The sequence below is a fragment of the Parafrankia sp. BMG5.11 genome, from assembly GCF_004337455.1.
Genome location: NZ_SJXI01000014.1, coordinates 1 through 26,010, shown reverse-complemented (window position 1 = coordinate 26,010; position 26,010 = coordinate 1). Strand labels below are relative to the sequence as shown.

At 62.6% G+C, this 26,010-nt stretch carries 32 protein-coding genes, 1 tRNA gene and 1 pseudogene; 12 read left to right on the top strand and 22 right to left on the bottom strand.

The annotated features are described in order from the left end of the window. Positions 1–10: 10 nt before the first annotated feature. Entirely contained in the window at positions 11–703 is a 693-nt protein-coding gene (locus tag E0504_RS08725; RefSeq protein ID WP_131623143.1) for a squalene/phytoene synthase family protein, read from the bottom strand. A 115-nt stretch (positions 704–818) separates the two neighbouring features. On the opposite strand from E0504_RS08725, the gene E0504_RS08720 reads away from it, so the two are divergent. The 6 genes from E0504_RS08720 to E0504_RS08695 all read left to right on the top strand — a co-directional run bounded on the left by E0504_RS08720 (position 819) and on the right by E0504_RS08695 (position 6,603). Next, positions 819–2,459, top strand: coding sequence for a TadE/TadG family type IV pilus assembly protein (locus E0504_RS08720; protein ID WP_165938452.1), 1,641 nt, complete (start codon positions 819–821; stop codon positions 2,457–2,459). Continuing rightward, positions 2,456–2,911 carry a TadE/TadG family type IV pilus assembly protein gene (locus E0504_RS08715; RefSeq protein WP_165938451.1) on the top strand — a complete coding sequence of 152 codons (456 nt, stop codon included), beginning with the start codon at positions 2,456–2,458 and terminating at the stop codon, positions 2,909–2,911. The genes E0504_RS08720 and E0504_RS08715 overlap by 4 nt, the downstream gene beginning before the upstream one ends. After that, a complete protein-coding gene (locus E0504_RS08710; RefSeq protein WP_131623138.1) occupies positions 2,908–3,339 on the top strand; it encodes a TadE/TadG family type IV pilus assembly protein in 432 nt (143 codons plus the stop codon). Before E0504_RS08715 ends, E0504_RS08710 begins: the two co-directional genes overlap by 4 nt. A gap of 77 nt (positions 3,340–3,416) precedes the next feature. Then, positions 3,417–5,333: a TadE/TadG family type IV pilus assembly protein gene (locus tag E0504_RS08705; RefSeq protein ID WP_131623136.1), complete on the top strand. Its 1,917-nt coding sequence runs from the start codon at positions 3,417–3,419 to the stop codon at positions 5,331–5,333. Between the two features lie 44 nt (positions 5,334–5,377). Beyond that, the gene (locus tag E0504_RS08700; RefSeq protein WP_165938450.1) at positions 5,378–5,917 is read left to right on the top strand and encodes a TadE family protein; all 540 of its coding nucleotides are present in this window, start codon (positions 5,378–5,380) and stop codon (positions 5,915–5,917) included. Further along, on the top strand, positions 5,914–6,603 hold the full coding sequence (locus E0504_RS08695; RefSeq protein ID WP_131623133.1) for a TadE/TadG family type IV pilus assembly protein: 690 nt from the start codon (positions 5,914–5,916) through the stop codon (positions 6,601–6,603). Before E0504_RS08700 ends, E0504_RS08695 begins: the two co-directional genes overlap by 4 nt. Before the next feature lie 3 nt (positions 6,604–6,606). Here the strand turns inward: E0504_RS08695 and E0504_RS08690 are convergent, their stop codons facing one another. From E0504_RS08690 to E0504_RS08680, 3 genes are all read right to left on the bottom strand, one after another. Continuing rightward, positions 6,607–8,004 (bottom strand): pyruvate dehydrogenase complex E1 component subunit beta, encoded by a 1,398-nt coding sequence (locus E0504_RS08690; RefSeq protein WP_131623131.1) that lies wholly within the window; start codon positions 8,002–8,004, stop codon positions 6,607–6,609. Beyond that, positions 8,004–9,089 carry a pyruvate dehydrogenase (acetyl-transferring) E1 component subunit alpha gene (gene pdhA, locus E0504_RS08685; RefSeq protein WP_207912369.1) on the bottom strand — a complete coding sequence of 362 codons (1,086 nt, stop codon included), beginning with the start codon at positions 9,087–9,089 and terminating at the stop codon, positions 8,004–8,006. The genes E0504_RS08690 and pdhA overlap by 1 nt, the downstream gene beginning before the upstream one ends. Before the next feature lie 122 nt (positions 9,090–9,211). Then, positions 9,212–9,532 (bottom strand): septum formation initiator family protein, encoded by a 321-nt coding sequence (locus tag E0504_RS08680; protein ID WP_207912368.1) that lies wholly within the window; start codon positions 9,530–9,532, stop codon positions 9,212–9,214. Positions 9,533–9,654: 122 nt separating this feature from the next. Here E0504_RS08680 and E0504_RS08675 point away from each other — a divergent pair, with 122 nt between their 5' ends. Continuing rightward, positions 9,655–10,029, top strand: a complete 375-nt coding sequence (locus E0504_RS08675) for a hypothetical protein (RefSeq protein ID WP_131623127.1) — start codon at positions 9,655–9,657, stop codon at positions 10,027–10,029. Here the strand turns inward: E0504_RS08675 and E0504_RS08670 are convergent. After that, positions 10,023–11,180, bottom strand: coding sequence for an acyl-CoA dehydrogenase family protein (locus E0504_RS08670; protein ID WP_131623125.1), 1,158 nt, complete (start codon positions 11,178–11,180; stop codon positions 10,023–10,025). The genes E0504_RS08675 and E0504_RS08670 overlap by 7 nt on opposite strands. A gap of 79 nt (positions 11,181–11,259) precedes the next feature. Here E0504_RS08670 and E0504_RS08665 point away from each other — a divergent pair. Both E0504_RS08665 and E0504_RS08660 read left to right on the top strand, forming a co-directional pair. Next, positions 11,260–11,336: transfer RNA gene (locus E0504_RS08665), tRNA-Arg, on the top strand. A 408-nt stretch (positions 11,337–11,744) separates the two neighbouring features. Next, entirely contained in the window at positions 11,745–12,284 is a 540-nt protein-coding gene (locus E0504_RS08660; RefSeq protein ID WP_131623123.1) for a hypothetical protein, read from the top strand. 185 nt (positions 12,285–12,469) lie between these two features. Here the strand turns inward: E0504_RS08660 and E0504_RS53410 are convergent, their stop codons facing one another. The 9 genes from E0504_RS53410 to E0504_RS08625 form a co-directional block, all read right to left on the bottom strand. Next, positions 12,470–12,601, bottom strand: coding sequence for a hypothetical protein (locus E0504_RS53410; protein ID WP_306769226.1), 132 nt, complete (start codon positions 12,599–12,601; stop codon positions 12,470–12,472). Continuing rightward, on the bottom strand, positions 12,598–12,810 hold the full coding sequence (locus tag E0504_RS08655; protein WP_131623122.1) for a hypothetical protein: 213 nt from the start codon (positions 12,808–12,810) through the stop codon (positions 12,598–12,600). The genes E0504_RS53410 and E0504_RS08655 overlap by 4 nt, the downstream gene beginning before the upstream one ends. Further along, positions 12,807–13,103, bottom strand: coding sequence for a hypothetical protein (locus E0504_RS08650; RefSeq protein ID WP_131623120.1), 297 nt, complete (start codon positions 13,101–13,103; stop codon positions 12,807–12,809). Before E0504_RS08650 ends, E0504_RS08655 begins: the two co-directional genes overlap by 4 nt. Further along, complete coding sequence (locus E0504_RS08645) at positions 13,100–13,681, bottom strand: HK97 family phage prohead protease (RefSeq protein ID WP_131623118.1); 582 nt, start codon at positions 13,679–13,681, stop codon at positions 13,100–13,102. Before E0504_RS08645 ends, E0504_RS08650 begins: the two co-directional genes overlap by 4 nt. Beyond that, positions 13,678–14,742, bottom strand: a complete 1,065-nt coding sequence (locus tag E0504_RS08640) for a phage major capsid protein (RefSeq protein WP_165938449.1) — start codon at positions 14,740–14,742, stop codon at positions 13,678–13,680. The genes E0504_RS08645 and E0504_RS08640 overlap by 4 nt, the downstream gene beginning before the upstream one ends. A gap of 23 nt (positions 14,743–14,765) precedes the next feature. Further along, the gene (locus E0504_RS50290; protein WP_165938448.1) at positions 14,766–14,936 is read right to left on the bottom strand and encodes a hypothetical protein; all 171 of its coding nucleotides are present in this window, start codon (positions 14,934–14,936) and stop codon (positions 14,766–14,768) included. A 69-nt stretch (positions 14,937–15,005) separates the two neighbouring features. Next, positions 15,006–15,266: a hypothetical protein gene (locus E0504_RS08635; protein ID WP_131623114.1), complete on the bottom strand. Its 261-nt coding sequence runs from the start codon at positions 15,264–15,266 to the stop codon at positions 15,006–15,008. Next, a complete protein-coding gene (locus tag E0504_RS08630; protein WP_131623112.1) occupies positions 15,257–15,586 on the bottom strand; it encodes a hypothetical protein in 330 nt (109 codons plus the stop codon). Before E0504_RS08630 ends, E0504_RS08635 begins: the two co-directional genes overlap by 10 nt. A 1-nt stretch (position 15,587) precedes the next feature. Next, on the bottom strand, positions 15,588–15,929 hold the full coding sequence (locus tag E0504_RS08625) for a P27 family phage terminase small subunit (RefSeq protein WP_131623111.1): 342 nt from the start codon (positions 15,927–15,929) through the stop codon (positions 15,588–15,590). Positions 15,930–16,322: 393 nt separating this feature from the next. Here E0504_RS08625 and E0504_RS50285 point away from each other — a divergent pair, with 393 nt between their 5' ends. Next, positions 16,323–16,487 (top strand): hypothetical protein, encoded by a 165-nt coding sequence (locus E0504_RS50285; protein WP_165938447.1) that lies wholly within the window; start codon positions 16,323–16,325, stop codon positions 16,485–16,487. A 49-nt stretch (positions 16,488–16,536) separates the two neighbouring features. Here E0504_RS50285 and E0504_RS08620 read toward each other — a convergent pair whose 3' ends face one another. From E0504_RS08620 to E0504_RS08595, 7 genes are all read right to left on the bottom strand, one after another. Further along, entirely contained in the window at positions 16,537–18,393 is a 1,857-nt protein-coding gene (locus E0504_RS08620; RefSeq protein ID WP_165938446.1) for an AAA family ATPase, read from the bottom strand. Beyond that, complete coding sequence (locus E0504_RS50280) at positions 18,390–18,632, bottom strand: hypothetical protein (RefSeq protein WP_165938445.1); 243 nt, start codon at positions 18,630–18,632, stop codon at positions 18,390–18,392. The genes E0504_RS08620 and E0504_RS50280 overlap by 4 nt, the downstream gene beginning before the upstream one ends. 148 nt (positions 18,633–18,780) lie before the next feature. After that, a complete protein-coding gene (locus E0504_RS08615) occupies positions 18,781–18,957 on the bottom strand; it encodes an AlpA family transcriptional regulator (RefSeq protein WP_131623107.1) in 177 nt (58 codons plus the stop codon). Between the two features lie 71 nt (positions 18,958–19,028). Continuing rightward, positions 19,029–19,487: a hypothetical protein gene (locus E0504_RS08610; RefSeq protein ID WP_131623105.1), complete on the bottom strand. Its 459-nt coding sequence runs from the start codon at positions 19,485–19,487 to the stop codon at positions 19,029–19,031. Beyond that, on the bottom strand, positions 19,484–20,650 hold the full coding sequence (locus tag E0504_RS08605) for a site-specific integrase (protein WP_131623103.1): 1,167 nt from the start codon (positions 20,648–20,650) through the stop codon (positions 19,484–19,486). The genes E0504_RS08610 and E0504_RS08605 overlap by 4 nt, the downstream gene beginning before the upstream one ends. A gap of 1 nt (position 20,651) precedes the next feature. Next, on the bottom strand, positions 20,652–20,972 hold the full coding sequence (locus E0504_RS08600; protein ID WP_131623101.1) for a hypothetical protein: 321 nt from the start codon (positions 20,970–20,972) through the stop codon (positions 20,652–20,654). A gap of 448 nt (positions 20,973–21,420) precedes the next feature. Further along, the gene (locus E0504_RS08595) at positions 21,421–21,639 is read right to left on the bottom strand and encodes a hypothetical protein (protein WP_131623099.1); all 219 of its coding nucleotides are present in this window, start codon (positions 21,637–21,639) and stop codon (positions 21,421–21,423) included. A gap of 415 nt (positions 21,640–22,054) precedes the next feature. On the opposite strand from E0504_RS08595, the gene E0504_RS08590 reads away from it, so the two are divergent. Next, the gene (locus E0504_RS08590) at positions 22,055–25,111 is read left to right on the top strand and encodes a TRCF domain-containing protein (protein WP_373693882.1); all 3,057 of its coding nucleotides are present in this window, start codon (positions 22,055–22,057) and stop codon (positions 25,109–25,111) included. Positions 25,112–25,285: 174 nt separating this feature from the next. Here the strand turns inward: E0504_RS08590 and E0504_RS08585 are convergent, their stop codons facing one another. Beyond that, positions 25,286–25,519, bottom strand: a complete 234-nt coding sequence (locus E0504_RS08585; RefSeq protein WP_131623095.1) for a hypothetical protein — start codon at positions 25,517–25,519, stop codon at positions 25,286–25,288. Positions 25,520–25,736: 217 nt separating this feature from the next. On the opposite strand from E0504_RS08585, the pseudogene E0504_RS08580 reads away from it, so the two are divergent. Next, positions 25,737–26,010: pseudogene (locus tag E0504_RS08580) on the top strand (Crp/Fnr family transcriptional regulator); the annotation flags it as partial.

The following is a 26,010-nucleotide window of genomic DNA, read 5'->3' as shown; positions in this document are numbered from 1 at the left end:
GGACCATAGCTTACCGTCCAAACATTCCAACCCGCAGCGCCGCCAGCGCCGCGCGGCGGCCATGCATCAGAGGCTCGCCACGCGTGAGCGATCTCCGGGAGAGCTCGTCTAGCACCGCCAGCCCCCTCACCTCGGCCGAAGCCATCCGCGCGCCGGTCTCGCTGTTGCCCAGTTGGCGCGCCTGTGCGGCTTCCGCGGGAGTGCTCGTGCGGCAAGCCAGCTCAGCATAAGCCCAGCGGACTCCGGCAGCACGGCAGGCTGTCTCTTCGGCGGGGTCTGGAACGCCGGCGAGTGAGGCGAAGGCGGCAAAGGCCGCGCCTCGTCCGGCAGCGAACTCCTGGAGAGCGGCAATGGGCAATGGGGCTTCCCCCAATGAGGCCTCCCAGCCGTCGATCAGCGGAACCAGATGACTGCTTGTTTCGCCCCAGTGCTCCGCCAGATCCCCGAGCAGCGGCTCACCCGCTGGACGCTGCGCCACCGGCTCCGTCAGCCGCTCGCGCCACCAGGCGAAACGCATCTGCGCCAGGATTGGCTCGCGCACGCGTGCCACCACGCCTGCAAGGCGGCGGTCCAGTGCGAACAGAGCGGCGAGCGCGGCCCGGGTTCGGGCTGGCTGCCAGGCAAGCGCGACCGCAGTGGCGGGGTCAGGCGGGTCGGCGTGCTGCACCGCTCGGCGATGTCCGATTGCGTTGCGGAAAGTCAAGCATGCCGCCTGAAGGAAAGGATTCGTTAACCACGAAGATTGGCGAAGCGCTTACCCTACGCGGGCTATGCGCGGTCCTGAAAAGGCTTTCGGGCCCTTATCCGAGGACTGCTTCATGCGGGCAATGTGCGATTTCTTCAAGCGGTTGCGGGCCAGTTCCAGCGGCAACGCTATGGTGATCGTTGCCGCGGGTATGCCCGCGCTGATCGGCGGCGCCGGGTTCGCGGTGGACATGTCGCAGTGGTATATGTGGAAGTCGGAACTCCAGTACGCGACCGATCAGGCCGCGATTGCCGGGGCCTACGCGCGCAGCAGCCCCGAGACCGAGGATAGCTACCAAACCCGGGCCGAGCAGGAATTCGCTGGCAACCTGTCGCAGACCACGGCCTTCGCGTCGGATCCCGCCGTGCGGCTTGAGAACTGGGCGACCGGCACCAATAACAGCGTCGTGGTGACCGCGTCCGCGACCAAGGCCCTGCCGTTCTCCAGCTTCCTCACCGGCAGCGCGACCACGGTGCGGGTAAGCTCGCAAGCGGCATTCGAGAAGGGTGTGACGTTCACCAGTTGCCTTATCGCGGTCGATGATGATGCGTCGGGCGCGGTTACGATCGGCGGCAGCGCGCAGTTCATCGCCGGTTGCGGCATCGCCGCGCTATCCGACGCCGAAGAGGCCATCTCCGTCGATGGGAGCCCGACGATCGACGCCGGCTGGCTGATCGCTGCGGGCGGCATCGACCAATGGTTCAAGGACAATACCACCGACACCATCATGGAAAACCAGACCGGCCTGGTCGATCCGTTTGCTGAACTGACGCCGCCCGACAGTCCGACGCCGCGAACGGGCGTGTGCCCCAAGGGCAAAGCGACGACGACATCGACCAGCAGCATCGTCGCCGATCAGGTCGTGACCCGCACCCAGTCAACGTACGGCTATTTCAGAAAGAACGGCAACAACTGGGTCGCGACTAGCTACACCGGGCCATACAAGAAGACCAACAGCGACACCAGCACCACGGAAACGAACGTTACCCTTCCTGCCATGCCGGCTTCGAATACGGTCGTGAACGGACCTTCGAACTCGGGGTACAGCTGGGTCGACGGATCAGGCGGCAACAAGGTCTACGAGCGCGTCACCACGACAATTACCATCACTTATACCAATCCCCACCAAGTGACCACGTCAACGACCACCACGCCGGACGAAGAGGTCACGGGCACCCTGGTGCTGCAGCCGGGCACTTACAGCGACATGACGTTCAAGTGCGATGTCGTGTACTCGAGCGGAATTTACGTGATCGATGGCGGCACCCTTACGATCCACGCTCAATACAGCCAGACCGGCACGGGCGTGATGTTCGTGCTGAAGAACGGCGCCGGGATTGTCATCAATGGCGGTTCCAGCGTGAACTTGACCGCGATGAGCGTCTCACAGCTAGAGACAGCAGGGGTCACTCACGAGCAAGCCGTGAAACTGGCCGGGATGCTCATTTTTGAAGATCGGAATTCGCCGGGTAACACGGGCAACAAGTTCAACGGCAACGCGAATACGGTCCTCAACGGCACGGTTTACCTGCCGAAGAGTGCGTTGGACATCCGGGGAACCGCTGGCGTGACCAGCCAGTGCCTGATGCTGGTCGCATCGACGATCACGATTTCCGGTAACGCCGCGATGGAAAGCTTCTGCCCTCCCAACCAGGACGCTTCGGAAGACGATGCGGTGCTCAAGACCAACGATCGAGTGAGGTTGGTCTCGTGACGGGTCTGGGAAATACGCTGCGCCAACTGCTCCGCCACACCGGTGGGACGGCTTTGATCGAAACCGCGATCGTGGCGCCCGTGCTCATCGTGATGTCGATTGGCACTTTCGAAACGAGCCGCATGGTCGCTCGGCAAAGCGAACTGCAATCGTCCGCCGAACAGGCGACCGAGATCGCCCTGGCGATCATTCCGGACACCGAAACAGAGCTGGGCCAGGTCAAATCCAAGTTGATGGCTAGCAGCAAGCTGAGCGAGGCGCGTGTCGTGCTCAACTTCAAATATCGCTGCGCGGCAGGGGCGCTGGAAACGGTCAAACCGTCTTGCAGCGAGGACTCGCTCGCCACCTACATTTCAATGGAATTGAGCGACGAATACCAGCCGGTCTGGACCAACTGGGGCTTCGGCAAGAGTTTCGAATATAACCTAAGGCGCACGGTGCAGATCTCATGATCTCGCTCCGCCCTCTGACGCGGGACACCGCAGGCTCCGCCGCGATCGAGTTCGCGCTGATCGCACCGGTTTTCCTGATGATGCTGCTCGGCGTTTTCCAGGTCGGAATCTGGCTGCAATCCTATAACGCCATGCGCGGCGCGGTAGCTGACACCGCTCGCCAGGTTGCGGTTGAATACCAGACCGCCAACAAACTCACCAACGCGCAGATTTCGAACACGGGTCTCGCCGTCGCCACCACCAGCCCCTACCTCCTGAAGGAAAGCCGGATCGAGGTTAACGTCGATGAACCCACCGCGCAGACCTTCGCCGGCGCGCGCGAGCTGAACCTGACGCTGACGTATCAACTGCCGACGTTCCTTGATTTTGCAGGGATTTCCGGACCTTCGCTGACGTATTCAAGGGCGATGTTCGTCACCGAGGAATGAAGCTGCACCGCTTATTCTTAGCGGATTAACCATCGACCGAAACGAAACTTCCACGGCGCATGGGTTAACCCACAGGCGTGACGGATGCCGCCAATCCCTGCCTCGTGACAGGCGTGTTCGCCCGCCTGGCGCGCGATCGCGGCGGCAACACACTGGCGATGATTGCGGCGGCGATCGCGCCGCTCATGGCGATGGTCGGCGGCGCCGTGGACATGAGCCGGTCGTACCTGGCCCAGGCCCGCTTGCAGCAGGCGTGCGACGCAGGCGTGCTGGCGGCCCGCAAGCGGATGGGATCGCAAGCGGCGGTGACGGGTGAGGTGCCCCAGGCCACCGGCGAGATCGGCCAGCGCTTCTTCAACGTGAACTTCCGCGACGGCGCCTATGGCTCGACCGAGCGCCGCTTCACCATGAGCCTGGAAGACGATTTCGCCATTAGCGGCGCGGCCAGCATCAAGCTGCCGACTACCATCATGCGCATCTTCGGCTTCGAAGAACTGCCGATCGCTGTGGCATGCAGCGCGCAGATCAACTTCTCCAACACCGATGTGATGATGGTGTTGGATACCACCGGGTCGATGGCGCAGACCAATCCGGGCGACAGCGCATCCCGGATCAGCGTGCTTCGGTCTACCGTCCGCGACTTCTACGCCCAGCTTGCCGCCGCGAGCGGTCCAGGCACCCGGATCCGGTACGGATTCGTGCCTTATTCCACCAACGTCAGCGTCGGGTCGCTGTTGGCTGAGAACTGGGTAGTGAACCAATGGACCTACCAGTCTCGCACTCTTGCCACCACGCTGACCAGCACGGGCACGACGACCTATAACGCCAACTGGCAGACCATTTCGGGCACCGTCACGTCGGAACCCTACCAGACTTATCCGGCGACCTATCGCGCGCCGACGAGCGAAACCGGGTCGGCCTCGTACAGCTGCGACACTCCTGCCCCGGCCAGCACGGCCACCACCACCACGACGCTGATCTCCACAACCACCGAACCGTTCGCCGGTCCGCCCGCCGGCACCCGGACTATTCGCCATTACCGGCAAATCATCGATGGCGTATCCTACAGCATCTCGCGCAGCGGAACGACGTGTCGGATAACCAAGTCGACTTATGCTGCCCTGACCCGCGAGTACGATCAGATCACCGACCCGGTGAACCGCACGTCTTCGCAGTGGCTTTACCAGCCCGTCACGCTGGACGTCACCAACTGGCGCAACGATGCCGCCGGCTGCATGGAAGAGCGGGACACGTATCCGATCACCAACTATGAAGACGTCGACCTCAGCCGGGCGCTGGATCTCGACATCGACCTGGTCCCGACAGCCACCGATCCGCGCACTCAGTGGCGGCCGATGTACCCGGGCATTGTCTATGCCCGCGCCATGCGCTGGAACGGCACCGGCAGCTTCAGCAAAGCGCCGGTCACCACCACCGAAGATTACGTCAATCCAGGCGCTGGCGGTTTCGCCGCCTGCCCGGCACGGGCGCGCAAGCTGGGCACCATGACCGCGGCCCAAGTCGATAGCTACCTCAACACGCTTACGCCCGCCGGCAACACATATCACGACATCGGGATGATCTGGGGCGGCCGCCTGCTGTCACCCAGCGGCCTGTTCGCGGAGGAGAACGGCGACGTTGATCCCGGCAGGCCAACCGCGCGGCACATGATCTTCCTGACCGACGGCGTGACCGACGCGCTCGATCTATCGTATGGCACATACGGCGTGGAACCGCTCGATGCCCGGCGGTGGGACGGGACGCAACCCCAGTCGCTCAACCAGACGGTCGAAAATCGCTTCGCCGTGGCGTGCGCCGAGGTGAAGAAGCGCAACATCACCGTGTGGATCGTCGGGTTCGGGACCTCGCTCAACCCGGTCATGCGGTCGTGCGCCGGTGAGGGTCGCTATTTCGAAGCGAACAATGCCGACGAATTGACCGCGACGTTCGCGACCATCGTCAAGAACCTCAGCAAGCTGCGGATCGAGCGATGAGGCGGGCGAGAACACTATCAGTCGACGCGCGGGGCGCGACCCTGGTGGAATTCGCGCTGATCGCGCCGGTCCTGTTGATGATGTTGCTGGGCATGTTCGAGCTGGGGTACAACTTCTACATGCAGGCGCAGCTCCAGGGCGCGGTACAGAGGGCGGCCCGCAGTTCGACAGTGCAGGCCTCGTCAGGCAACACCGACGCGATCGACGACCGCGTTACTGCCGCCGTCCATGCGATCGTGCCCAATGCGACGATGACTTTCTCCCGCCGCGCCTATGCCAGCTTTGGCGACGTCGACCGCGCCGAAGATTATACCGATGTCGATGGCGACGGGGCTTGCAACAACGGGGAGCCGTTCGAGGATGCCAACGGCAACGGAGTGTGGGACGATGACCGCGGCCAATTGACCGGCGGCGGCGCGCGTGACGCGATCCTTTACACGGTGCAAGTCTCCTACCCCCGCGCGTTCGCGGCGGCACAGATGGTAGGCTTGTCGCCCACCTTTACGTCCGAGGCGGTGACCGTGCTGCGTAATCAGCCGTGGGACGCGCAGACCGTCCACAGCAGCGTGCTCAATTGCGCATGACCCGGTGGCTGACCCTGATGCGCGGCCTGCGCCGCCACCGCTCGGGCGTGGCGATGACCGAGTTCGCCCTCGCCGCGCCGCTGCTGATGACGGCCGGCCTGTATGGCGCCGAGACGGCAAACCAGGCGATCACGCAGATGCGGCTCAACCAGATCGCGGTGATGATCGCAGACCACGCCTCACGCGTGGGAGAGAACTCGCCGCTGGCGCAGGCGCAGGTCTACGAGAGCGACATCAACGATGTGCTGTACGGCGCGCACCTGCAGGGTGGCCACATGCTGGACTTTTACGAGCACGGCCGCGTGATCCTCTCCAGCCTGGAAGTCGTGCCAGGGACGGCCGATCAGCAATACATCCACTGGCAACGCTGCATGGGCAAGCTGCGCCACCGGTCAAGCCATGGCGATGCCGGCGCGGGACTGGATGGCTCGCTGACCGGCATGGGCCCGGTGGGACAGGAGATCGCCGCGTTTGACGATGAAGCGGTGATGTTCGTCGAGGTGGCGTACGTGTATCAACCTCTCATCGCGGAGGCGTTCACCAGGGCCGGCACCATGACCGCGACAGCCGCGTTCAACGTGCGCGAGACCCGCGACCTTGCACAAGTCTACCAGCGCGACGCCGGCGATCCTGATGCGGTCGCCAGTTGCGACACGTATCAGGGCATCGCCGACTATTACGGGTAGGCGTCAGTCGCGGTAGCAGACCTTCTTCGCCGCGGCGACGATCCGGTCGCTGTCGATCAGCGCCAGCGCTTCCAGGTTGGCCGCATACGGCAGCGGCACATCCTCGTCGCACACCCGCAGGACCGGCGCATCGAGATGATCGAAGCCCTCCTCCATCGCAACTGCGATGATTTCGGACGCGATCGAGCAAGTCGGCCAGCCTTCTTCCGCCACGATCATCCGGTTGGTCTTGGCCAGGCTTTCTAACACCGTTGCCTTGTCCAGCGGGCGCAGGGTGCGAAGGTCGATCACCTCGGCGTCGATCCCTTCGGCTGCGAGCTTTTCCGCGGCCTCGAGCGACAGGCCGACGCCGATCGAGTAACTCACGATGGTGACGTCACGCCCCTCGCGCACCACACGCGCCTTGCCGATCGGCAGGACGTGATCGTCGAGATCGGGAATGTCGAACGTCCGGCCATAAACCAGCTCGTTTTCCAGGAACACGACCGGGTCTTCGCTGCGGATCGCGGCCTTCAGCAACCCCTTGGCATCGGCGGCATCGTACGGCGCGATCACGATCAGGCCTGGAACACTGGCGTACCACGGCGCGAAGTTCTGGCTGTGCTGGGCCCCGACGCGGCTCGCCGCGCCGTTGGGCCCGCGGAACACGATCGGACAGCGCATCTGTCCGCCCGACATGTAGTTGGTCTTCGCAGCCGAATTGATGATGTGGTCGATCGCCTGCATGGCGAAATTGAACGTCATGAATTCCACGATCGGGCGCAGGCCGCCCATCGCCGCCCCCGCACCGACGCCGGCGAACCCGTATTCGGTGATCGGGGTATCGACCACCCGCTTCGGCCCGAATTCATCGAGCAGGCCTTGAGTGACCTTGTACGCGCCCTGATACTGGGCGACTTCCTCGCCCATCACGAACACGCGGTCGTCCCGGCGCATTTCCTCGGCCATCGCATCGCGCAAGGCTTCGCGCACGGTCACGGTTTTCATTGCCGTATCTTCGGGAACCTCTGGATCGCGGGCGGGACCCTTGTTGTGAAATTCATGCTCGATCTCTGCGCGGTGAGCGCCGGCGGTCGGCGCGGGCTGGGGCGCGTTAGATTCCTGCGCCTTTTGCTCGGTAGCAGGCTCTGCCGGCGGTGCCGTTGAGGCAGCCTCCCCGCCCTCGCCCGCCATGACGGCGATGACCTCGCCAACCTTCACGTTCTCGCTGCCCTCAGCCACCAGGATCTTGCCGATCGTGCCCTCGTCGACCGCTTCGAATTCCATGGTCGCCTTGTCGGTTTCGATTTCGGCCAGCACGTCACCCGCGCGAACGTCGTCGCCTTCCTTGACCAGCCATTTGGCCAGCGTGCCCTCTTCCATCGTGGGGGAGAGCGCCGGCATCTTGAGTTCGAGCGCCATCAGACCGCCTCCACCAGTACATCGGTGTAGAGCTCGGCAGGGCTAGGCTCCGGGGAGCTTTCAGCGAAGTCGGCGGATTCGGACACCTGCGCGCGAATGCGCTTGTCGATGTCCTTCAATTCGTCCTCGCTCCGGCCGCGCTCGATCAGTTCCTTGCGCGCGCGCTCGATCGGATCGTTGTGCTCGCGCTGATCCTGCACCTCTTCGCGCGTGCGATATTTGGCAGGGTCCGACATCGAGTGTCCGCGATAGCGATAGGTGTTAAGCTCCATCAGCACCGGCCCGTTGCCTTCGCGCACGTGGGCAAACGCGACTTCGGCCGCCTGCCGCACCTCCAGCACGTCCATCCCATTGACGTCCATGCCGGGGATGCGGAACGCCGTGCCGCGGCGGTAGAACTCCGTCTCTGCGGAGCTACGCTTGACCGCGGTGCCCATTGCGTAACCGTTGTTCTCGATCGCGAACACGATCGGAAGCTTCCACAGCGCCGCCATGTTGAAGGTCTCGTACACCTGTCCCTGGTTGGCCGCGCCGTCGCCGAAATACGCGAGGCACAGTCCACCGTCGCCGCGATACTGATGCGCCAGAGCGAGGCCGCCGCCCAGCGCGACCTGCGCGCCGACAATCCCGTGCCCGCCGTAAAATTTATGCTCGGTCGAAAACATGTGCATCGACCCGCCCTTGCCCTTGCTGATCCCGGCTTCACGCCCGGTCAGTTCGGCCATGATCACTTTGGGATCGATGCCGTAGGCGAGCATATGACCGTGATCGCGGTAGCCGGTGATCACGCTGTCCTTGTCATTGTCGAGTGCGCTTTGCAGCCCGATCGCCACTGCTTCCTGCCCAATGTAGAGGTGACAGAAACCGCCGATCAGCCCGAGCCCGTAGAGCTGACCTGCGCGCTCCTCGAACCGGCGGATCAGCAGCATCCGCTCGTAGAACTTGGCAAGCTCTTCGTCGTTCGCCTCATAACGCGGTGATTGCGCGTGCTTTTCCTGCAGAGAATGAAGGGCGAAATCGGTATCGTCTGACGTGGCAGGCGCGGTGGAAGCCGCGAGTTTGCCCTTGTTGGCGGGTCTGGCCAAGGTGCGGGTCCTCGTGTGTTGTTCTCGCCGGGGAGGTGGCGTCGCGCGAGTGGCTATGGCGCAAGGCATCGGTCCGCGCAATCCGCGCAAAGTGGAAACTGCCGTAGGGGAAAGCTGCTGCCCTAGCGCTGCGGCGTCAGGGTGATCATGACCTCGTCGGGATGCACGACGTTGAGGTTCTTGCGGATCAGTTCGCCCACCAGGTCGGGGTCGGCGTGATTAGGATCCAGCGCCTCGACCTGGATCTTCAGTTCGTCACGCTGATGGGAAAGCTGCGCGATTTCCGCCTTGCGCTGATCGAGCAATCGCAGATTCTCGCTCCACGCGAGCAGCCCGCTCGGTCCCGCGATCGCAAGTCCCGTCAGCAGCAACAGCGCGAACAGCGCGCTGCCCTGTGTCAGTCGTTCCCTGGGGGAGCTGATGGTATGCCCTTCACGCGTCACACCACATCTGAATCACAGTTAACCGCGCGATTCAAGTGCATTGACGTCTGGGGTTGCCAACGGGTTCGAACTGTCCCCTGATTGTGCTTCCCGTGCACCGATCCAGGGCTAGAACGGGCGTCATGACCTCGCGACGCTTCCTTCGTGTGCTAATTCCAGGCGTCCTTATCGTCAGCGCCGTGCTGGTGATTCGGCTGCTGGCCGACGATCCTACTATAGAACAGGATGGCCTGACATTTGCCGGAGAGGAACTCGCGCGCGCGCTCGACAGCCCGGGTGATGGACCGGGGGTGCGGGTGATCAGAAGCTTCACCGATCCCGGCGGCGTATCCTGCCGGGCTTTTCTTGGCGAATCCGTCTCCGGCATCGCCTGCCGCAAGGACGCAGGCTGGCACCTGCGAGTTGCACGCGGCGGCATTGACGTTAGCAATCCCGCGGCGGTTGCGAACACCGAGCGGGCGCTGCTTCGGTCAGCAGCGCAGATGCAGGTTCAGTAGCTGCGCGGCAGCCCCAGCACATGTTCTGACAGATAAGACAGGATCAAATTGGTGCTGATCGGCGCGACTGTATAAAGCCGCGCTTCGCGGAACTTCCGCTCCACATCGTATTCCTCGGCGAAACCGAAGCCACCGAAGGTCTGCACGCACATGTCCGCTGCTGCCCAGCTCGCTTCGCTGGCGAGCAGCTTGGCCATGTTGGCGTATTCACCGGGATTGCCTCCTGCGTCATATGCCTGCGCCGCGTGGTGGACCATCAGTTCGGCGGCCCGCATCTGGGCGTAACATCGCGCGATAGGGAACTGAATTCCCTGATTTTGTCCGATCGGGCGGCCAAATACCTGGCGCTCCTTCGCGTAACCGACTGCCTTATCGATGAACCATTTGGCATCGCCGACGCATTCCGCCGCGATCAGGATGCGCTCTGCATTCATTCCGGACAGAATATAGGGGAAGCCCTGCCCTTCCTCTCCGATCAGCGCGGTTGCCGGGATGCGCAGATCATCGAAGAACACTTCGGTCGTGGAATGGTTCATCAGCGTTCGGATCGGCTTGATTGTCAGCCCCTTGCCGACGGCTTCTCGCATGTCGACGAGGAAGATCGACAACCCCTCCGTGCGCTTGGCGACCTCCTCGCGCGGAGCGGTCCGCGCCAGTAGCAGCATCAGATCGGAATGTTCGGCGCGGCTGGTCCAGATCTTCTGGCCGTTGATCACGTACTGGTCACCCTCCCGCACCGCCCGCGTCTTGAGCGACAGGGTATCGGTACCGCTGGTCGGTTCGGACACGCCGAAAGCCTGCAGCCGCAATTCGCCGCTGGCGATGCCGGGCAGATACCGGCTCTTCTGTTCCGCGCTGCCATACCGAAGCAGCGTGTTCATGATGTACATCTGCGCGTGAGCGCTGGCGCCATTACAGCCAGCTGCCTGGATTTCCTCCATGATCACCGCCGCCGCATCGAGCATCAGCCCGCTGCCGCCGAATTCCTCGGGAATCAGCGCGGCGAGGAAGCCGGCGCGGGTAAGCGCGTCGACGAATTCGGCCGGATAGGCCCGTTCGCGGTCCTTTTGGCGCCAGTACTCTCCGGGAAACTCTGCGCATAGCGCGCGCACAGCGCGGCGGATCTCCGCCAGGTCTTCTCGCTCGTCCATGTGCGATGCCTAGCGGGTGCGGGTCGGCGCGCAAGCGCGATTGTCAGGCGGCTGGCCGCTCGATAAGACCCCCGACGGCGCGCCCGTAGCTCAGCAGGATAGAGCACCAGATTCCTAATCTGGGGGCCACAGGTTCGAATCCTGTCGGGCGCACCATCTTTTCAATCACTTACTAGTTACCGTGGCACTTTAGAGGTAACGTATAGGTAACTCAAAGAGCCTGTGGCTCATCGTCCCGAGGTAATCAGCGGCCCCTCGCAGTGGGTCGCTTCGAAGTCCTTTCGCCCGCACTTCCCGCACTTCAGGTTCCCGGCGAGGTGCGAAAGCCGGGTATCTGCACCGCGGCGCATCAGGAGCTCTAGCAGCTTGTCTGGATCGCACCGGCGCATATGCCCGCACTTGCAGCTGAGCTTCAGCCAATAGCCCTGCTTCGCAATGTCGGAGAGGGTGTTGAATCGCCGGAAGCCCATGAGGCTCCATTGGAACAGAGGGGGAACCTAGTGCAAGCCCGTTGACTCAGCTGAGATGTTGGCGCTTCCTCGGCGCGATCAAGTAGGGGGGCACATGAAACTGAGTCTATGGGTTGTCGCCGCACTGTCGGCGATTGCTACCGCTGCGCCTGCGCAGATTACCGCCACGGGCACGTTACGGCCTAAGGCGACTGCTGCGTCACCTGAGGCTGCTGCAGCAGCACCTGCTCCAGCGTTGACACGGATGATGCCCGACCAGACACTGGTGCAACTCACGCCGGCGCAGGAAATCTCCTCCAAGCACATCGAGGAGGGGCAGCAAGTCTCCTTCGTCACTGTTGGAGATGTCACTGAGGGCGACGCAGTTGTCATCCCGCGCGGCTCGCCAGTCGCCGCTACCGTAACTTGGAAAACCGGCCGTGCGATCGGGGGGAAGTCGGGCAAGTTCGAGGTGCGCTTCGATAGTGTCCGCGTCCGTGGCCGGGCCTATCCTATGTCGGGCACTTTCCGGCAGGAAGGGCGCGGCAATTCTGTCGGCGCGCTTCTGGGCGCTATAGTCGTGACTGGACGTTCGGCCGTCATGCTGCCTGGCCAGATTGTAAACGGCTTCACTGCAGCGCCGATAGCGTACTGATTGGCCGCGAAGTGCCGCTGCTCCTAGCTCAGCGCGTGAGAAGGGGCAGCATGCAAGGCGGAGGCAAGCGAGAAGCCATTGGCTTTTCTACGCAATCCTGGTCGCGAGCGGCTTTGCCGCTGCTCCTGATCACTTTGGTCGTGTCTGCCATTCGGCTTTTGTCCGGCTTGCACCCGCCAGAAGCGTCAGGGGCCCTTTTTCTCGATGTTCGAAACATCACGGCGCCGTGACGTTCGCGCATCGGCAAGCTGGCTGAGCTCGGCGGCCCACTGCCAGCGCGCCAGCTGCTCAGCGAGAGTGGCGACAGGCTTAGTCATCGAGACGCAATCAGGCGCAGTGCCGGCCGTTCACGCTCGCGCAGCACCATGCGATTGGCTTGCGCCGCCAAGGTGCGAAAGATCGCGTCCATGACCTGGTCTAGCTCATCGCCCTTCGCGCCGGTCTGGATCGCCGCCGTATTGGCAATGGCGCTCAGCCGCGCGACCTCATCGCGATCGAAGTGGATCGGCAGGCGTTCCGCCATCATCCCGTCCCTTTGGCCGCTAGCTGCCAGTGCGTCGGGCTCTCTCCCGGCAGGATGCCCTCAGGAGCGTCCTGCAGCGCGGTCCAGAGCGATCCCTTGTGCGTGGCCTGCTCACCGCGCCGGTACGTGCTGGCGCGCTGGTACACGCCCCTGAACCGTGCGCCGCTTTTCTCCACTTCGCTGATGTGGCGTTCGAGTTGATCGAGGCGAGCTTGCAAGGGCTCGACCTGAGCGCTCACATACCCCTTCACAATCTCGACCATCTGCTCGCCGAAGGCTTTACCGTCGAAAGTCACAGCCGGACTACTCCCCTCTTGCGCCATGGCGGGGTCGTCCCGGCGCGGCGGTAATCTTCGTCTGTTAGGCGCACCACCGGAAGGCGTGGCCCGGCTTTAAGAAGCAACTGTCGGTCCAGCGACTTGATGGTGTCGATCGTCGCACCCGCGCAGGCAGGGACAGAGACAAGCGACAGCTCCAGCATCTCCCATTTCGTAAAGCGCCGTCCTCCGCCCGGCAGAGGCTCATCTGTCAGCGGTTTAAAGCCGATCGAGACAGCGGACCTGAGGCCGGTGACAACCATCTGCCAAGCATCGTCCACCAGCTCTTTGAGGGCGCCAGGTTGTGAGATCTTTGCCAAGCGAGCGCGAAAGCGAACTCCGTTGTCGCTAGACCTCAGATCCTCCACAATGCCGACCGCGCGGCCGTGGTCGTGATCCAGCAGCAGGTTGACCTTGCCGCGAGGTGGTTGAAGTCCGCGGCTCTCAACGATGTCGCCCACCCGATCGACTTCGACGCGCGAGGCCCAGCCTTCGATGATCCGCTGTTCGCTATCGAGTGTCTTGATCTCAGCGAAGCCTACGGCGTGCCGGTTCATGCGCCCACTCCCGTTAGAACTGCAACCGATGGGCGTGCGGCCTCCCAGTTGACCCGCTGCTCTGCCAGTACGGCCACCGCGTTCGTCTGCCACAGCGAGACAGTCGTGGAACCGGCGCCAGTGGTCGCGTCCTGGGTCAGCGAAGCATCTTTCATTTCGATGCTGGCGTGCGCTGCTGTGCGAACGTCTGCCGTGCCTTCGCCCATGGCGATGCCGTCGGGATCGATCAGTGCGACCGTGGTGCCAGCCGCGTTGCTGGCGACTGCTGGAATACCGATGGCGCTGCCACCGCGCGCTCCCAGCAGCGGAAGCGTGATCGGGTCGTACAAAGCGGCCAGGCTGACGCCAGAGCCGATCAGGACGGCCCGCTCCAGGTCGCCGGGGAAGGCTGCAATCAAGGCGCGGATGTCCACCAGACCATCGGCTGTTGAAGCCACAGCCGGTGCCCCGTTCGTGATCGATGCCGGTTCCACTCCAACGGTTCCAGCGTTCGCAGGGTCGATGAAGCTCTGGTCGATCGCGGCAGACACTGCCGCCACAAGGTCGTTGCGGACCAGCGCCTCGGCAGCCGGATCAGCAGACTCCAGTGTTTCCTCGGTCAGCACCGTGAGAGCGGCGACCTTGCGCGCGTCCAACATGCCCTCCGAGTAAGTGGCAGTGCTGAGCGGCTTGGCTTGACCTTCGCCCACCCAGGCTGCCGTGAAGCCGGTCTCGCTGGTGATCAACCGGATCCGCAGCGGCACGCGGCGAAGTCCTGCAATGCGGCCGATCAGCGACCGCTCCCGAACAGCAGCAAAGAACTCGGAGGCTGCACTCTCGGCGTCAGTAAGCAGGCTCGCCCAGTTACCTGATGCCGTGCTGCCGGCAGCAACAGCGGCTTTCTCATAGGCCAGTTGCTCGGCCCCGCCTGCCGCAGCCACGCGAGCTGCAAGGGAGTCGGCTCCCCAGCGCTTTGTTGCGTAGGTCTCCTTGTCGTGGCGATCGCCCTGTGCTTCGGTCATCGCCAAGCGGGCAAATGACATGCCCTTGGCGGTCGGGTTCAATTGAAAAACTCTGCTCATCGGCATTCCTTTCGCCGATGATTTTACCTCCGGCCGCGGGCGATCAGCGTCACGCGTGACGAAAAAACTTCCCCAGCCCAGTGGTGAAGCGCTTCGCCCAAAGCATTCGCCACCGCCTCCTTGTTGCCGAACTCCTGCTCGCGCAGCAGGCCAGCGATCTCCAAGCCGTTGAGCACCTTGCCGTCGACCTCCACCGGGTAAACCGCAACCCCGCGTGCTTCGCGCTCCCGGCGCTTTCGCTGGCGAGCCGCGGCGCTCATCCGTTACGGCTGGCCGAACTCGCTCAGCGCCCAGATGGGATGCAGCCGCCGTTCCTGTCCGTGCTCCGCTAACCAGCGGGCACCGAAGCGCTGCCACGGCTCGCGGGCGAGTTCGAGTGACACACGCCCATGACCAGCACTAAGCAAGCCAAACTCCGGCAGCTCATCGAAGAAGTCGTATCCGTCGCCAAAGATTGCGCTCCAGACTTCGTACTCCCGCTCGACATCGACGCGGCGTTTAGCTGCTCGACGCTTCACTGGCATGGCGGCTCTCCGAACTGCTCTGCAGCCCACGGCAAAGCATCGGGTCCGCCTGCTACAGGGAAGACCCAAGGCTTAGATGTAATCGGGCGCGCGCCTGGCTCCTGGTTCCACCAGCGCATGATGATGGCTCCGTGAGCAGTCCAGTCCGCCTGCATGTCCTCCAGAGCTGACGCCTGTTCTTTGTCGCTCATCTGGTCCCACGTGGCGGCGGTCAGATAGCCCACACCAGCTAGCAGGCAGGCATCCGGCCCATCGATCAGCTGTTCGCGGTGGTAGTCGTTGAACGGCCGCAGCTTCTCACGGCGTTGCTTGATCGGCATATCAGTGACCCCTTCGGTTGGAGAGTAGCCCCGGCGGGCGCCTGGTCTCGGCCGGCGCACCTGCATCGAGGTCCAGTTCGCGCACCAGGCGAGCGAAGCTGATCCGCGCGTCGCGCTCATGGGCGACACACGGGTGAGACCGGATCACACCGCGCTCGTCGGTGAAGGTCAGCCCGCCGTGATCGGCGAGCGCCTGCCGCGCCTGCTGCATCCGATCCCAACTTTCGCAGGCGGACTGCAGTAGCCGCAGGTGATGCCCTTCCAGGCTATAGTCGCGCAGCACCTCGGCCCACCATCGGGACGCGTCAGCGCTCAGGTGCTCAGGGGGTTTAGGCGGGTTCATTCGCAGGACTCCTTGCGCGGGACGAACGGGGGCATCGTTTGTGCTTTTGATGGGACAGCAGCGGTCCCCACTTCGGGCGTTTGCCGTTTCCAAACCCCGCCCCCCGGATGAACGAGCCGCCTTGCCTCGATGCTTCTGCTGCGCCGGTGTTCGGCCGCCCGCTCGGCCAAGCGCTTCAGCGCCTCCCGCTCGCGTCGTGGTTGCGTGGTCCAATCGTGCTGCAGTTCGCTTTGCATCGTCCCCTCCCCAGGCTGCCGATTGATTGAAGGGGATTGTCGGCGCGCATGCCTCCTGCAGCCGCACGCGGTAGTGGTCGGGCAGAGAGTCCAATTCACTCGATCGACGATCGCTCGCGTGGTATCTTTGCAGCCGGGAGAAACAGGAGTCGGGGATATGCCTGACCTGATCGACTTCGAAGTGATGGCCGAGCGGCTGCACTTCGCTGCACTGAACGCCTCCGAAGTGAATGAGCGTGTTGTTCTCACCGCCTATTCGCAGAGGTACGCGCAGTGGGCGCGAGAGGAACGTGAACTGGCGAGGACCGACGCTAGGCGCTAATTCGCGCTCGGCCGATCGGCTCCCGCCGCTGCGGTCCCACTTCTGCCGATCAGACACCGGCTTCTCCCGGCAGCATTGGCCGGCCGATGCGAGAGGCAGTCTGAGCCGGGCTTTCTCCTATCCAGTCCCCACTCTCATCCCCTGTCCCATCTGTCACAATGTCCCATTGGGTATGGTTGGAGGGGGTGTTTGAGACGCTGTGACCGTTGGGACAGGTATACAAAGAGCGGCCCTGTTTCTCGATCTCACCAGCGTGAGCCATCCGGTTCAGGGTCTTGCGAACCGCATCGTAGCTCTTGCCAAGAATGTCCGAAATATCGCGTGCTGTCAGAGGCTTGTCGCTCTGCCGGAGTGTCGCGAGGATATTCTCCCGCTCGCTTGTCCGACCCACCTCATCAGCCGCGCCAAGCCGCTGCCATGTCCCAATGTCCCGATCGAACTGGAGAGCTGTCTCAGATTCTTCAATGTCCCTGCCGCGGACGTACAAGGTGCAGTTACCTGTCCCAATGTCCCGTTTGAGTACCATCACGCCATCAGCGCAGCCGGTCAGTCCGTTGGTCCCGCTGATGCTTTCAAGCGGGTCTTCTGCCGCCATCTTACGGGTGTGGTGGACGACGACGACGACGATCCCGCGTGCCCTGGCGAACGTGGCTAGGCCGGTCAGCGCACGATAGTCAGCGTCATAGACTGTCTCGTTCGCCCGCGCGGCTCCACGCACCATCTTGAGTACGTCGATGATGACCATGCTCGGCTTCGCCACCGCGTCGGCCCATGCCTCCAGCTCGGCGATGCAGCCATCATCCAAGCCCGGCCATTCAATCGAAAGCGTCAGCCGCTCAGGTGCCTGCCGAATGCCCTTCTTAAGCAAGCGGCTCTTGAGGCGCCGCTCGCTGTCCTCAAGCGCCAGATAGAGCACGTCGCCCTGCGATACAGGAATGCTGCCAAAGACAGGCCTTCCCGCTGCAATCGCCAGCGCGAAATCATAACAGAGCCAGCTCTTCCCTAGTTTTGGCGGCCCGGCGAGTATCCAAGCGCCTTCAGCGAGCAGCCCAGGGATGACGTAATTCACCGGCTCGAAGTGCTTTGCCATCAACGCCGCAGCGGAGATTCCACGCTTGAAAGCCGGCGTGTCGATTGGCGCGTCTGCTGTCGCCTTTGCGACCAGCTTGGCCAGATCCTCGCGCGTGCCGCGCCAGTCCATTATGTCACCCTTGGCCGGGAGGTCGGGAAGCTCGACGATGACCGGGCGACCTCGCGCAGCTTTCACCAACCTGGCAGCATCAGCAGCCTGTTCAGCGCCACCCTTGTCGTTGTCTGGCAAGATGATGACCGTGCGGCCGATAACGTGCTCGGCGTATTCCGCGCGCCAATCCTTGTGCGAAGTGGCCAGCAGCCCCCAGCTTGCCAGCTTATCAGCCTTCTTCTCGCCCTCGGCCATGTAGAGCACGGCGTCTTTCGCTGCGGCGAGCAGCTGCGGCAGGCGATAGGGAACGGCGCCGATCTTACCGCGACCTGCGCGCCAGCCGTTCGCGACTGGGTGCTGGTACTCATATTTGCGATCGGGCTTATCGACGCGCACCTTCGCGTAAAGCACGCGGCCCTCAGCGTCGTGGTACGGGTAGCGCACCGGCTCACCCCGTTCGCGTGGATCGATGTGCCCTTTCGTCTCAAGCCATTGCAGCGCGCCCGCTTTGTCGCAGCTGCGCTCCCGCATAATCAGGTCGAGTACGCCGCCACCCTGCTTGGCCTCATGGTCGAACCAGGTGCCATCCTCCGCCTCGACCTTGAGGCTACCGCGCGTGCGCCAGCGCAACGTCTTGCCGTTTCCATTCGCATGGTCGGGCTTGCCGAGCAGGTCCGTGGCGACGCCGCGCATCAGTGGCGCGAAGGTTTCCGCGGCGTTCATACTGTCGATCCTGGGCGCTTGTGCTGCTGACAACGGCGGTTCGGCTGGAACTTGCCAGCGTGCAGCGGCGTGGTGAGCGTGAACGGCGCACCGCATTGGACGCAATGGCTCTCCCACACCGCGAGCAGGGTCTGCCGCCCATCGCGGCACAGGTGCGGGCGCGTGCAGATCGGCCGATAAACTTGCCCGCGGTAAATCCTCGCATCGGGAAAGAGATCGGGCTCGGGGTTAGCGCTCATGCCCGCGCCTCCCGCTGCAAAAAGAGCAGCGCCTGGAGCCGCAATCTCATCGCGCCATTCGCTTGAAGGCGGGTGCGGGTTTTGGTAGGATCGGGCCGTTCAGTCCTCAACAGAACAGCGCCGTCCCTCAGGGGGCGGCGTTTCTGCATCAGGCTGGCTCCCGCTCCGAGATGAACGTCTCGATGCGATCAGCTGGCCAGCCGATGGCGCGCTCGCCGAGCTTCACGGCGCGCGGAAAGCGCCCCTCGCTCATCATTGCGTAGATCGTCGATCGGCTCAGGCCGACACGTTCCATGACGGCAGGAAGGCGAAGAATGGTGGTCATTGAAAGCCGCTCCAGTATTGAACGGCTTTGGAACTTAGCGGCGATTTTCGGCTTTGCAGCAACCCCGTTGTCTAGGAGTTTCCATCGGAATTCGCAGACTGAACGGCCGCCTCGAGCTCCCTCCATTTTCGCAGGCCCTGATATGCCTCGGACCTCACGATATTGAACTCGTCCAGGGCGGCATCGACCGCGTTTTCGACCTTCACCGACATCTGAGGGTGCTCGGCGATGAACTTTCCAATCGCAAGATCTCTGAAGAACCGATCGAACGCGCCGACTATCGGTAGGCGCTTGGGACTAGGACCAGTTTTTTTGCGTGAAAGCTTCAGGCGCAGGGTCTCGTGCTCACCCGAAAGTGCATCGGCCAGAATGTCACGGATGAGAGGCTGAAGAGGAAAATCTGAGCGAAGTAGATCAACCAAGTGTGCAACCACCTCAGCAGTCGCCATTCCAGAGCTAAGCCCTAAGACGACTGGCAGATTGGCATTGTCCGCGTCGTCATCGCCAGTTTGTACTAATGCGCGCGTCACGCATCAGCTCGGAGCGGAAAAACATTCCCGCCGCGATCGCCATTCACGGCACGATCGACCTCGGCAGCCCAAGTGTCGAGCGCATGGCGCTTCTCTGGCGCATAGGAGTGCAGCGCGTAAACCTTAGCCGTCACGCCTTGCTGAGCGTGGTTCAGAATGCGGCCCACGATCGTTTCGCTGACACCTAGCCGCACCATGTGCGTTGCAGCTGATCGGCGCAGGTCGTGTAGACGCCATGACGTCAACGGCCCCTCGCCAGCTGTCAGGAAATCGTCGAGCCTCTTCTTACCTTTCGAGAAGCTCCGGACGTAAGTCTCTCCGTCCGTTGTGAAAACGTAGGGACCTAGGCGCGGGACCAGCTCCAGGATTGCTTTCGCGGCCGGCGAGAGCGGCACAAGGTGGGTCCGTTCGGCCTTCGTGTCCTCTGAGCGCAAGATCCATTTACCGACCTCAAGATCGACGTCCTCCCAGCGCATTGATGCCACCTCAGTGCGCCTCTGAGCTGTCAGGAGCAACATCTGGACAAGAAAGCCAAATGGGTAGCCAATCAGCGCCGAAGCGTTCCACACGCGCTTTATCTCGCCCATGTCGAGCACACGATCGCGCTGCGTTTCATCGTTCGGTTTGGCGATGCCTTCGACCGGCGACGCTTCCAGCCAGTCGCGGGATAGTGCGAACCGAAAGATCGTCTTCACCGTCGCTAGGACGCGGTTCGGCAACACCACCCCTTCGATGCCGTCGAGCAGCTCGCGCACGTCCGCGCGCTTGATCGCTGCGATCTTGCGCCCGCGCCACGTTGGCAGCACGTGCATCTCAAGCTGGCGCTTCTGATCGTGCCAGCTGTCGTTCTTGAGCTTGGCCACCTTTTCGATCCAGAAGTCTGCCACCTCGCCAAACGTGCGGTCTAGCGACTCTGTGGACCCATCCCGCTCCAGAGCCTCGATCAGCCTCTCAGCGGCCTTCCTAGCGGCTGCTAGGCCCATCGGCGGATAGGTGCCGATCTTCTTGTTGACGATCTTGGCGCCCACGCGCCGGCGGACCGTCCATGTCTTCTTCCCGCCGGCACCGACGCGAAGCCGCAGGCCCGTCACTTTGTTGTCGGGGTGCTCTTGCTGCCCGACAGTAGGTGGCTTGATCGCTGCGATCTTCGCGTCGGTCAGCATCTCAAGCGGCCCTGGCTTCGGCCGTTGCGATGATCAAGCGCAAGTCGCGCTTTAACAGGTCGTGATGATCATCGTTCGTAGCGTCAGCGAACTCCATCTTGATCAAGAGTTCGCATAACCCCGGGGCAGGAATGGCCATGAAGGCATCGCGGGCTCGCTGGAGCTGCGGCAAGTTCACCTTGTAGAATTGATGAAAGGCCCTCTCGCGGTCTGGCCCTGCAGGCATGGCGTCCGCGGCCTCATATTCTTCATTCCATTGCTGTTCGAGCGGCTTGTAGAGTTTGATGACGGGGAAGGTGTCTGCAATAGTGTCAGTAGCCATGATCGATCTCCTTTGGATCGGTTGAGGTCAGAGCCGGGTGGGAGCTTCGACCCTTCCCACTCGGCTCGCCTGTTACCTTATCAGCAGCAGGTAACGGAATAGGTAACATAGCGCCGGATACCATGCAACGGTATCGGACGCTAATTCGAAACTTTACGGTTATGACGGGCCGTAGCGGACCCTATCGGACACCGCGCGACAGGTTTCCTAATCTGGGGGCCACAGGTTCGAATCCTGTCGGGCGCACCAAAAAAACAACGATCCAGGCGTAACCCATTCGGATTGCCGGTAACGTATAGGGAACCCAGAGGGATCTCAGCGACACATGTGTCCGGCTTCCGAAACTCTGGTCCTCTAGATCGGCCTGCGTCGGCGTTCGCCGTAAATCAATTCGCCGCAAACGAAAACGGGGCCCCGATGGGCCCCGTCCGATCGCCGGGTGTCGCGATTACGCGCTTACGGAGTCGTCATCATCGTCGGTCGCCGCAATCACCGCGAGAACAACAACGGCAATGGCTGCAGCGATGCCAAACCAGACCAAGCCGTTCCCGGCCATCTCGCTTTCCTCAGTGACCGGCGCCGATGCGCGAGGCGCAGCTTGAGCGGCGATCGGTGAAATCGCGAGCGCTGCCGCTGCGAGTGCGATGGGTAACTTCTGGATGGTCATGTTGATCTCTTCTTCCCTGCGCGATCCTCGAACACATGCATTCTGGGATCGTTCCCGAGATTGTTAGGCTCGATCAATTCCCTGGGAAGGGTCATTTGTATGGTCCACAACGTCATCACACTTGCCGAACGTCAGCTTTTGATGAGCGCGATGTGACCTTCGGACCTTCGCGACGCGCGGGCTTTGATCGACGACGTCCTTTCCGCTGACTCCGAGCCAGCGGGCGGTGCGGGGAACGGGCCCTGCCATCTCCCGTTTACCGCGCGCAGCCCTCCGGTTGCGTCCGGAGTTGCCGATGCACGCAAATGTAGGGAGCCCAAGCGGGCTTCCAGAAACTGCTCGACCTGGGCCGATCTTGGCCTCGGTCGGACTGATTGCCGTAACGCTCGCCGAAGCGTTGATCGACCGGGACGTCATGCTGGTCGCCTCAGACGAACAGCGCGCTGAAGCAGTGGCTGCGGCACTTCAATGTGCAGCGCCCGAAGCGCTGGTGATCCACTGTCCATCAACTGACGCGCTTCCTGGAGAAACGGCCCCGGCATCCCCAGCGAACGTGGGCCGACGCGTGGCCGCGCTGCGCTTGTTGCGGCAGACCCAGGCGATCGCCGGACGCCAGAAAATCGCGCTTGTCACCACAGCCGAAGCCGCGACGTGCGCCTATCCCCCTCCCTCTTCGTTCGACGCAGCACCGCCGGCGCTGACCCTCGGTGAGCAACTCGAATTGGAAACTTTCGCGGCCGCTCTCGAAGAAATTGGCTACTTTGCCGACGACCGGGTGGATGAACCGGGCGAAATGGCGGTGCGTGGGTTGGTAGTGGACCTGTTTCCGGCTGATGCCATCAACCCTGTCCGCGTCGAGGTCGAGGACGGCCGAATTATCTCAATTAGGGTCTACGATCCCGCTACACAGGTTGCGATCGAGGAAATTAAATCAATCGAGATCGGCCGTGTGTTCGAGCCGCCAGTCGCAGACGATTGGGTCTCTTTATTCGATCACCTGCCCGGTGCCGCAATAGCGAGCGATCCCGACGCGTCGCGCCGCCGAGACCGCTTTGTCTCTCTGTCGCTCGACGCCGGCGGGCGCTCGGCACCGGTAGCCGATAGAGATAAGTGGGACGAGGTCCTGGCCGATAGGGAGGTGGTTCCTACTCCCATCGCCGAAGACGGGCGACGGTTCGTGGAAAGCCGGACCCCTTTGCGCGAGTTTAACCGAGCGGCGAAGAGCACGCTCGACGAAGGCGGCAAGGTCGCGGTCCTGGGTGCCCAGCGCGACTTGCGGTTCTTCAATCGGCGCATGGCAAAGGCAGGTGCTTTCGAACCAATAACCGCCCACAGCTGGCGCGAGATCAAGGAGGCCCCGCCCGGTACCGTCTCGTTTCTTGAGATGCCGATTGATCGCGGATGGTCCCAAGCTGGACTTCTAATCGTTGCCGCCAGCGACCTGCTCGGAGGCCGCGCCGCAACAGGAAGCGAGACGACCACCGGGTTGGACGTCCTTAATGGCGGAACCGGTGAGATCCATCTGGGCGACGTAGTCATCCACGAGGACTTCGGGATCGGCCGCGTAGTTGGTCTTGGACCGATCACCGCCGGGGACGAGGAGGCGAGCGACGCAATCGTCCTCGAGTATGCCGGTGAGACACGCCGGTTAGTGCCCACTGCCGATGCCGATCGCATTTGGCGCTATGGAGCGGAAGCGGATGCAGTGACGCTGGACCGCCTGGACGGTTCGAGCTGGGAAAAGCGCCGCATCGCCATCGATACGGCGATCGCAGAAAGCGCACGTGGACTGGCGGCGCTCGCTGCGGAAAGGGCGAGTAGATCGGCGGTTGTGATTGACCCTGATGCGGCCGCTTACGAGCGCTTTGCCGCCGGCTTTCCATTTACCGAAACACCGGATCAGGCGCGTGCAATCGCGGCAGTTCGAACAGAGCTCGCCGCGGGTAAACCGATGGATCGCCTCGTTGTGGGCGATGTTGGCTATGGCAAGACCGAGGTCGCCATTCGCGCTGCAGCCCTTGCTGCGCTTGCAGGCCAGCAGGTCATCATTGCCGCGCCGACGACTGTCCTCGTGCGGCAGCACCTGGAGAGCTTCCGTCGAAGGTTCGAAGGCACTGGGGTAGTGGTGGAAGGGCTGTCCAGGCTGTCCTCCGCGGCGGAGAAAAAGAAGGTCAAGGCTGGACTTGCTGCCGGCACGATCCATGTCGCGATCGGTACCGGTGCGCTGGCTGGCGCGACCTACAAGGACCTTGCCCTGGTTGTCATCGACGAGGAGCAGCGCTTCGGCGCAGCGGACAAGGCAAAGCTGCGCGGACTGTCGGCCGATTGCCACATGCTTACGCTCACAGCGACGCCCATTCCGCGAACTCTGCAGACCGCCTTGGTTGGCTTGCAGCAGGTTTCCGTGATCGCGACGCCGCCAGCCAGGCGGCAGCCCATCCGCACAAGCGTGGGAGTATTCGAAGCCTCCACCGTGCGTACCGCGCTACTGCGCGAGAAAGGACGGAGCGGGCAGAGCTTCGTGGTCGTTTCGCGGATTGAAGACATGGAGCCGATGGCCAAGCAGCTCGCGCAACTGGTGCCAGAGCTGCGCATCCGCGAAGCTCACGGCAAGATGGCCGCCGCGGACATTGACGAAGCGATGGTGCAGTTTGCGGCTGGGGATGGTGACGTGCTGCTGGCAACCAACATCATCGAGGCTGGGCTGGACGTGCCGCGGGCTAACACGATGATCGTATGGCGCGCCGACCGCTTCGGGCTGTCTCAGCTTCACCAGTTGCGAGGCCGGGTGGGACGCGGCAGCCGCCGCGGTCAGATACTATTGTTGACAGATCCAGAAGCCAAGATCGCCGACAGCACGTTGAAGCGGCTACGCACGCTTCAGGCGTTTGACCGGTTAGGCGCAGGGTTCGCCATCAGTGCGCGAGATCTCGATCTGCGGGGCGCCGGCGATTTGTTGGGAGACACCCAGGCGGGCCACATGAAGCTGATCGGTGTCGATCTTTACCAGCACCTTCTAGAAAGTGCACTGCGCACCGCACTTGGTGAGGCCGTTGAGCACTGGACACCCGAGCTGCACTTGGGCGTGTCAGGCAGCCTTCCCGAAAGCTGGATTCCGGAAGCGGACGTGCGCATCACCCTTTACAGCCGACTGGCGCGCATCACCCAGCCCTCCGAAGTCGACGACTTCGAGGCCGAGATCCACGACCGCTTCGGAGCGCTTCCACCTGAAGCTGAGCGCTTGCTTGAGGTGTCACGTGTCCGGATGCTGGCTCGCTTGGCTGAGATACAGCGGATCGACGCTGGGCCAGCGGCAATCGCTCTAACGCCGAGGAAGGCACTGTCACCTCCCGATGGGGCGGGTCTTGAAACGAGCGGTGGACGCCTCGTGCTCAAAGACGCGATCGAAAATCCTGACGAGCGTCTGGAGCGAACCCGCTCCCTGCTAGAAGACTTGCTTAGTGCTGCATGAGTGGCTGCATAGCATCGGGAAGCGGTTGACCGCTTGCACGGTCGAAGAATGTCGAGCGAGCAACCATCACTGGGCACGTGCCTGACCGGCCACTTCTGGGCCGGTAGCTGGCGGTCTGCTTTCGGGTGGTAGCGTCCTCAAAGCCAGCCATTCCGCTTGCGACCCAAAGCCGACCTAGTCCTTGAGCGGGGTCGCTCCCACGGAGACGATGTAGCGACCGATCTGCTTCTTCCCTTCAGTAAGTTTCACCTCGGCCCCGAAGAAAGGATTGCCATGAGACACTTGATCGGCAGCGATGGTTATCGTGCTCTGCATGGCCTTTTTCCAGGCCGTGACCACATCGGGCGCTTCAAGTTCTGCTGACTGGTCGAAGTGCTCGTTGATTATATCAATGCGGAAGGTCGTCATGGAATAACAAGGCGCTATCTTCTCTACGGTTCCGAACGATAGGTGAATCGGCGGAACTATTGAAATGAAGAATCCTTAAAGCTTACGCCTCGTTCAATAACATATGTTTGTAACAATTCGCCTGCTTATGATAAGGCAGCGGCATCGCTGATCACATATGTGGGCTTTGGCGACTGAGAGTAACGATGTGCTCCCGCCCTTTATGAGGAGTGGGGCCTTGGGCTCATTACCAGAAACCCTGACCGGCATGGTCAGTAAGTTCGCGAAGCGGTCCGCGCTCGACGAGGCTGATCGGCAGGCGCTGTTCGCCCTCCCATTTCGCGAACGGATCTGCGAGGCAGGCCTGTACCTCGTGCGGGAGGGTTCGCAGACGGAAGAATCCACGCTCATTCTCGAAGGGTTCGCGTTTCGCCACAAACTCACCGCCGAGGGCACGCGGCAGATCGTGAGCCTGCATATCGACGGCGACTTCGTGGACCTGGAAGGGTCGT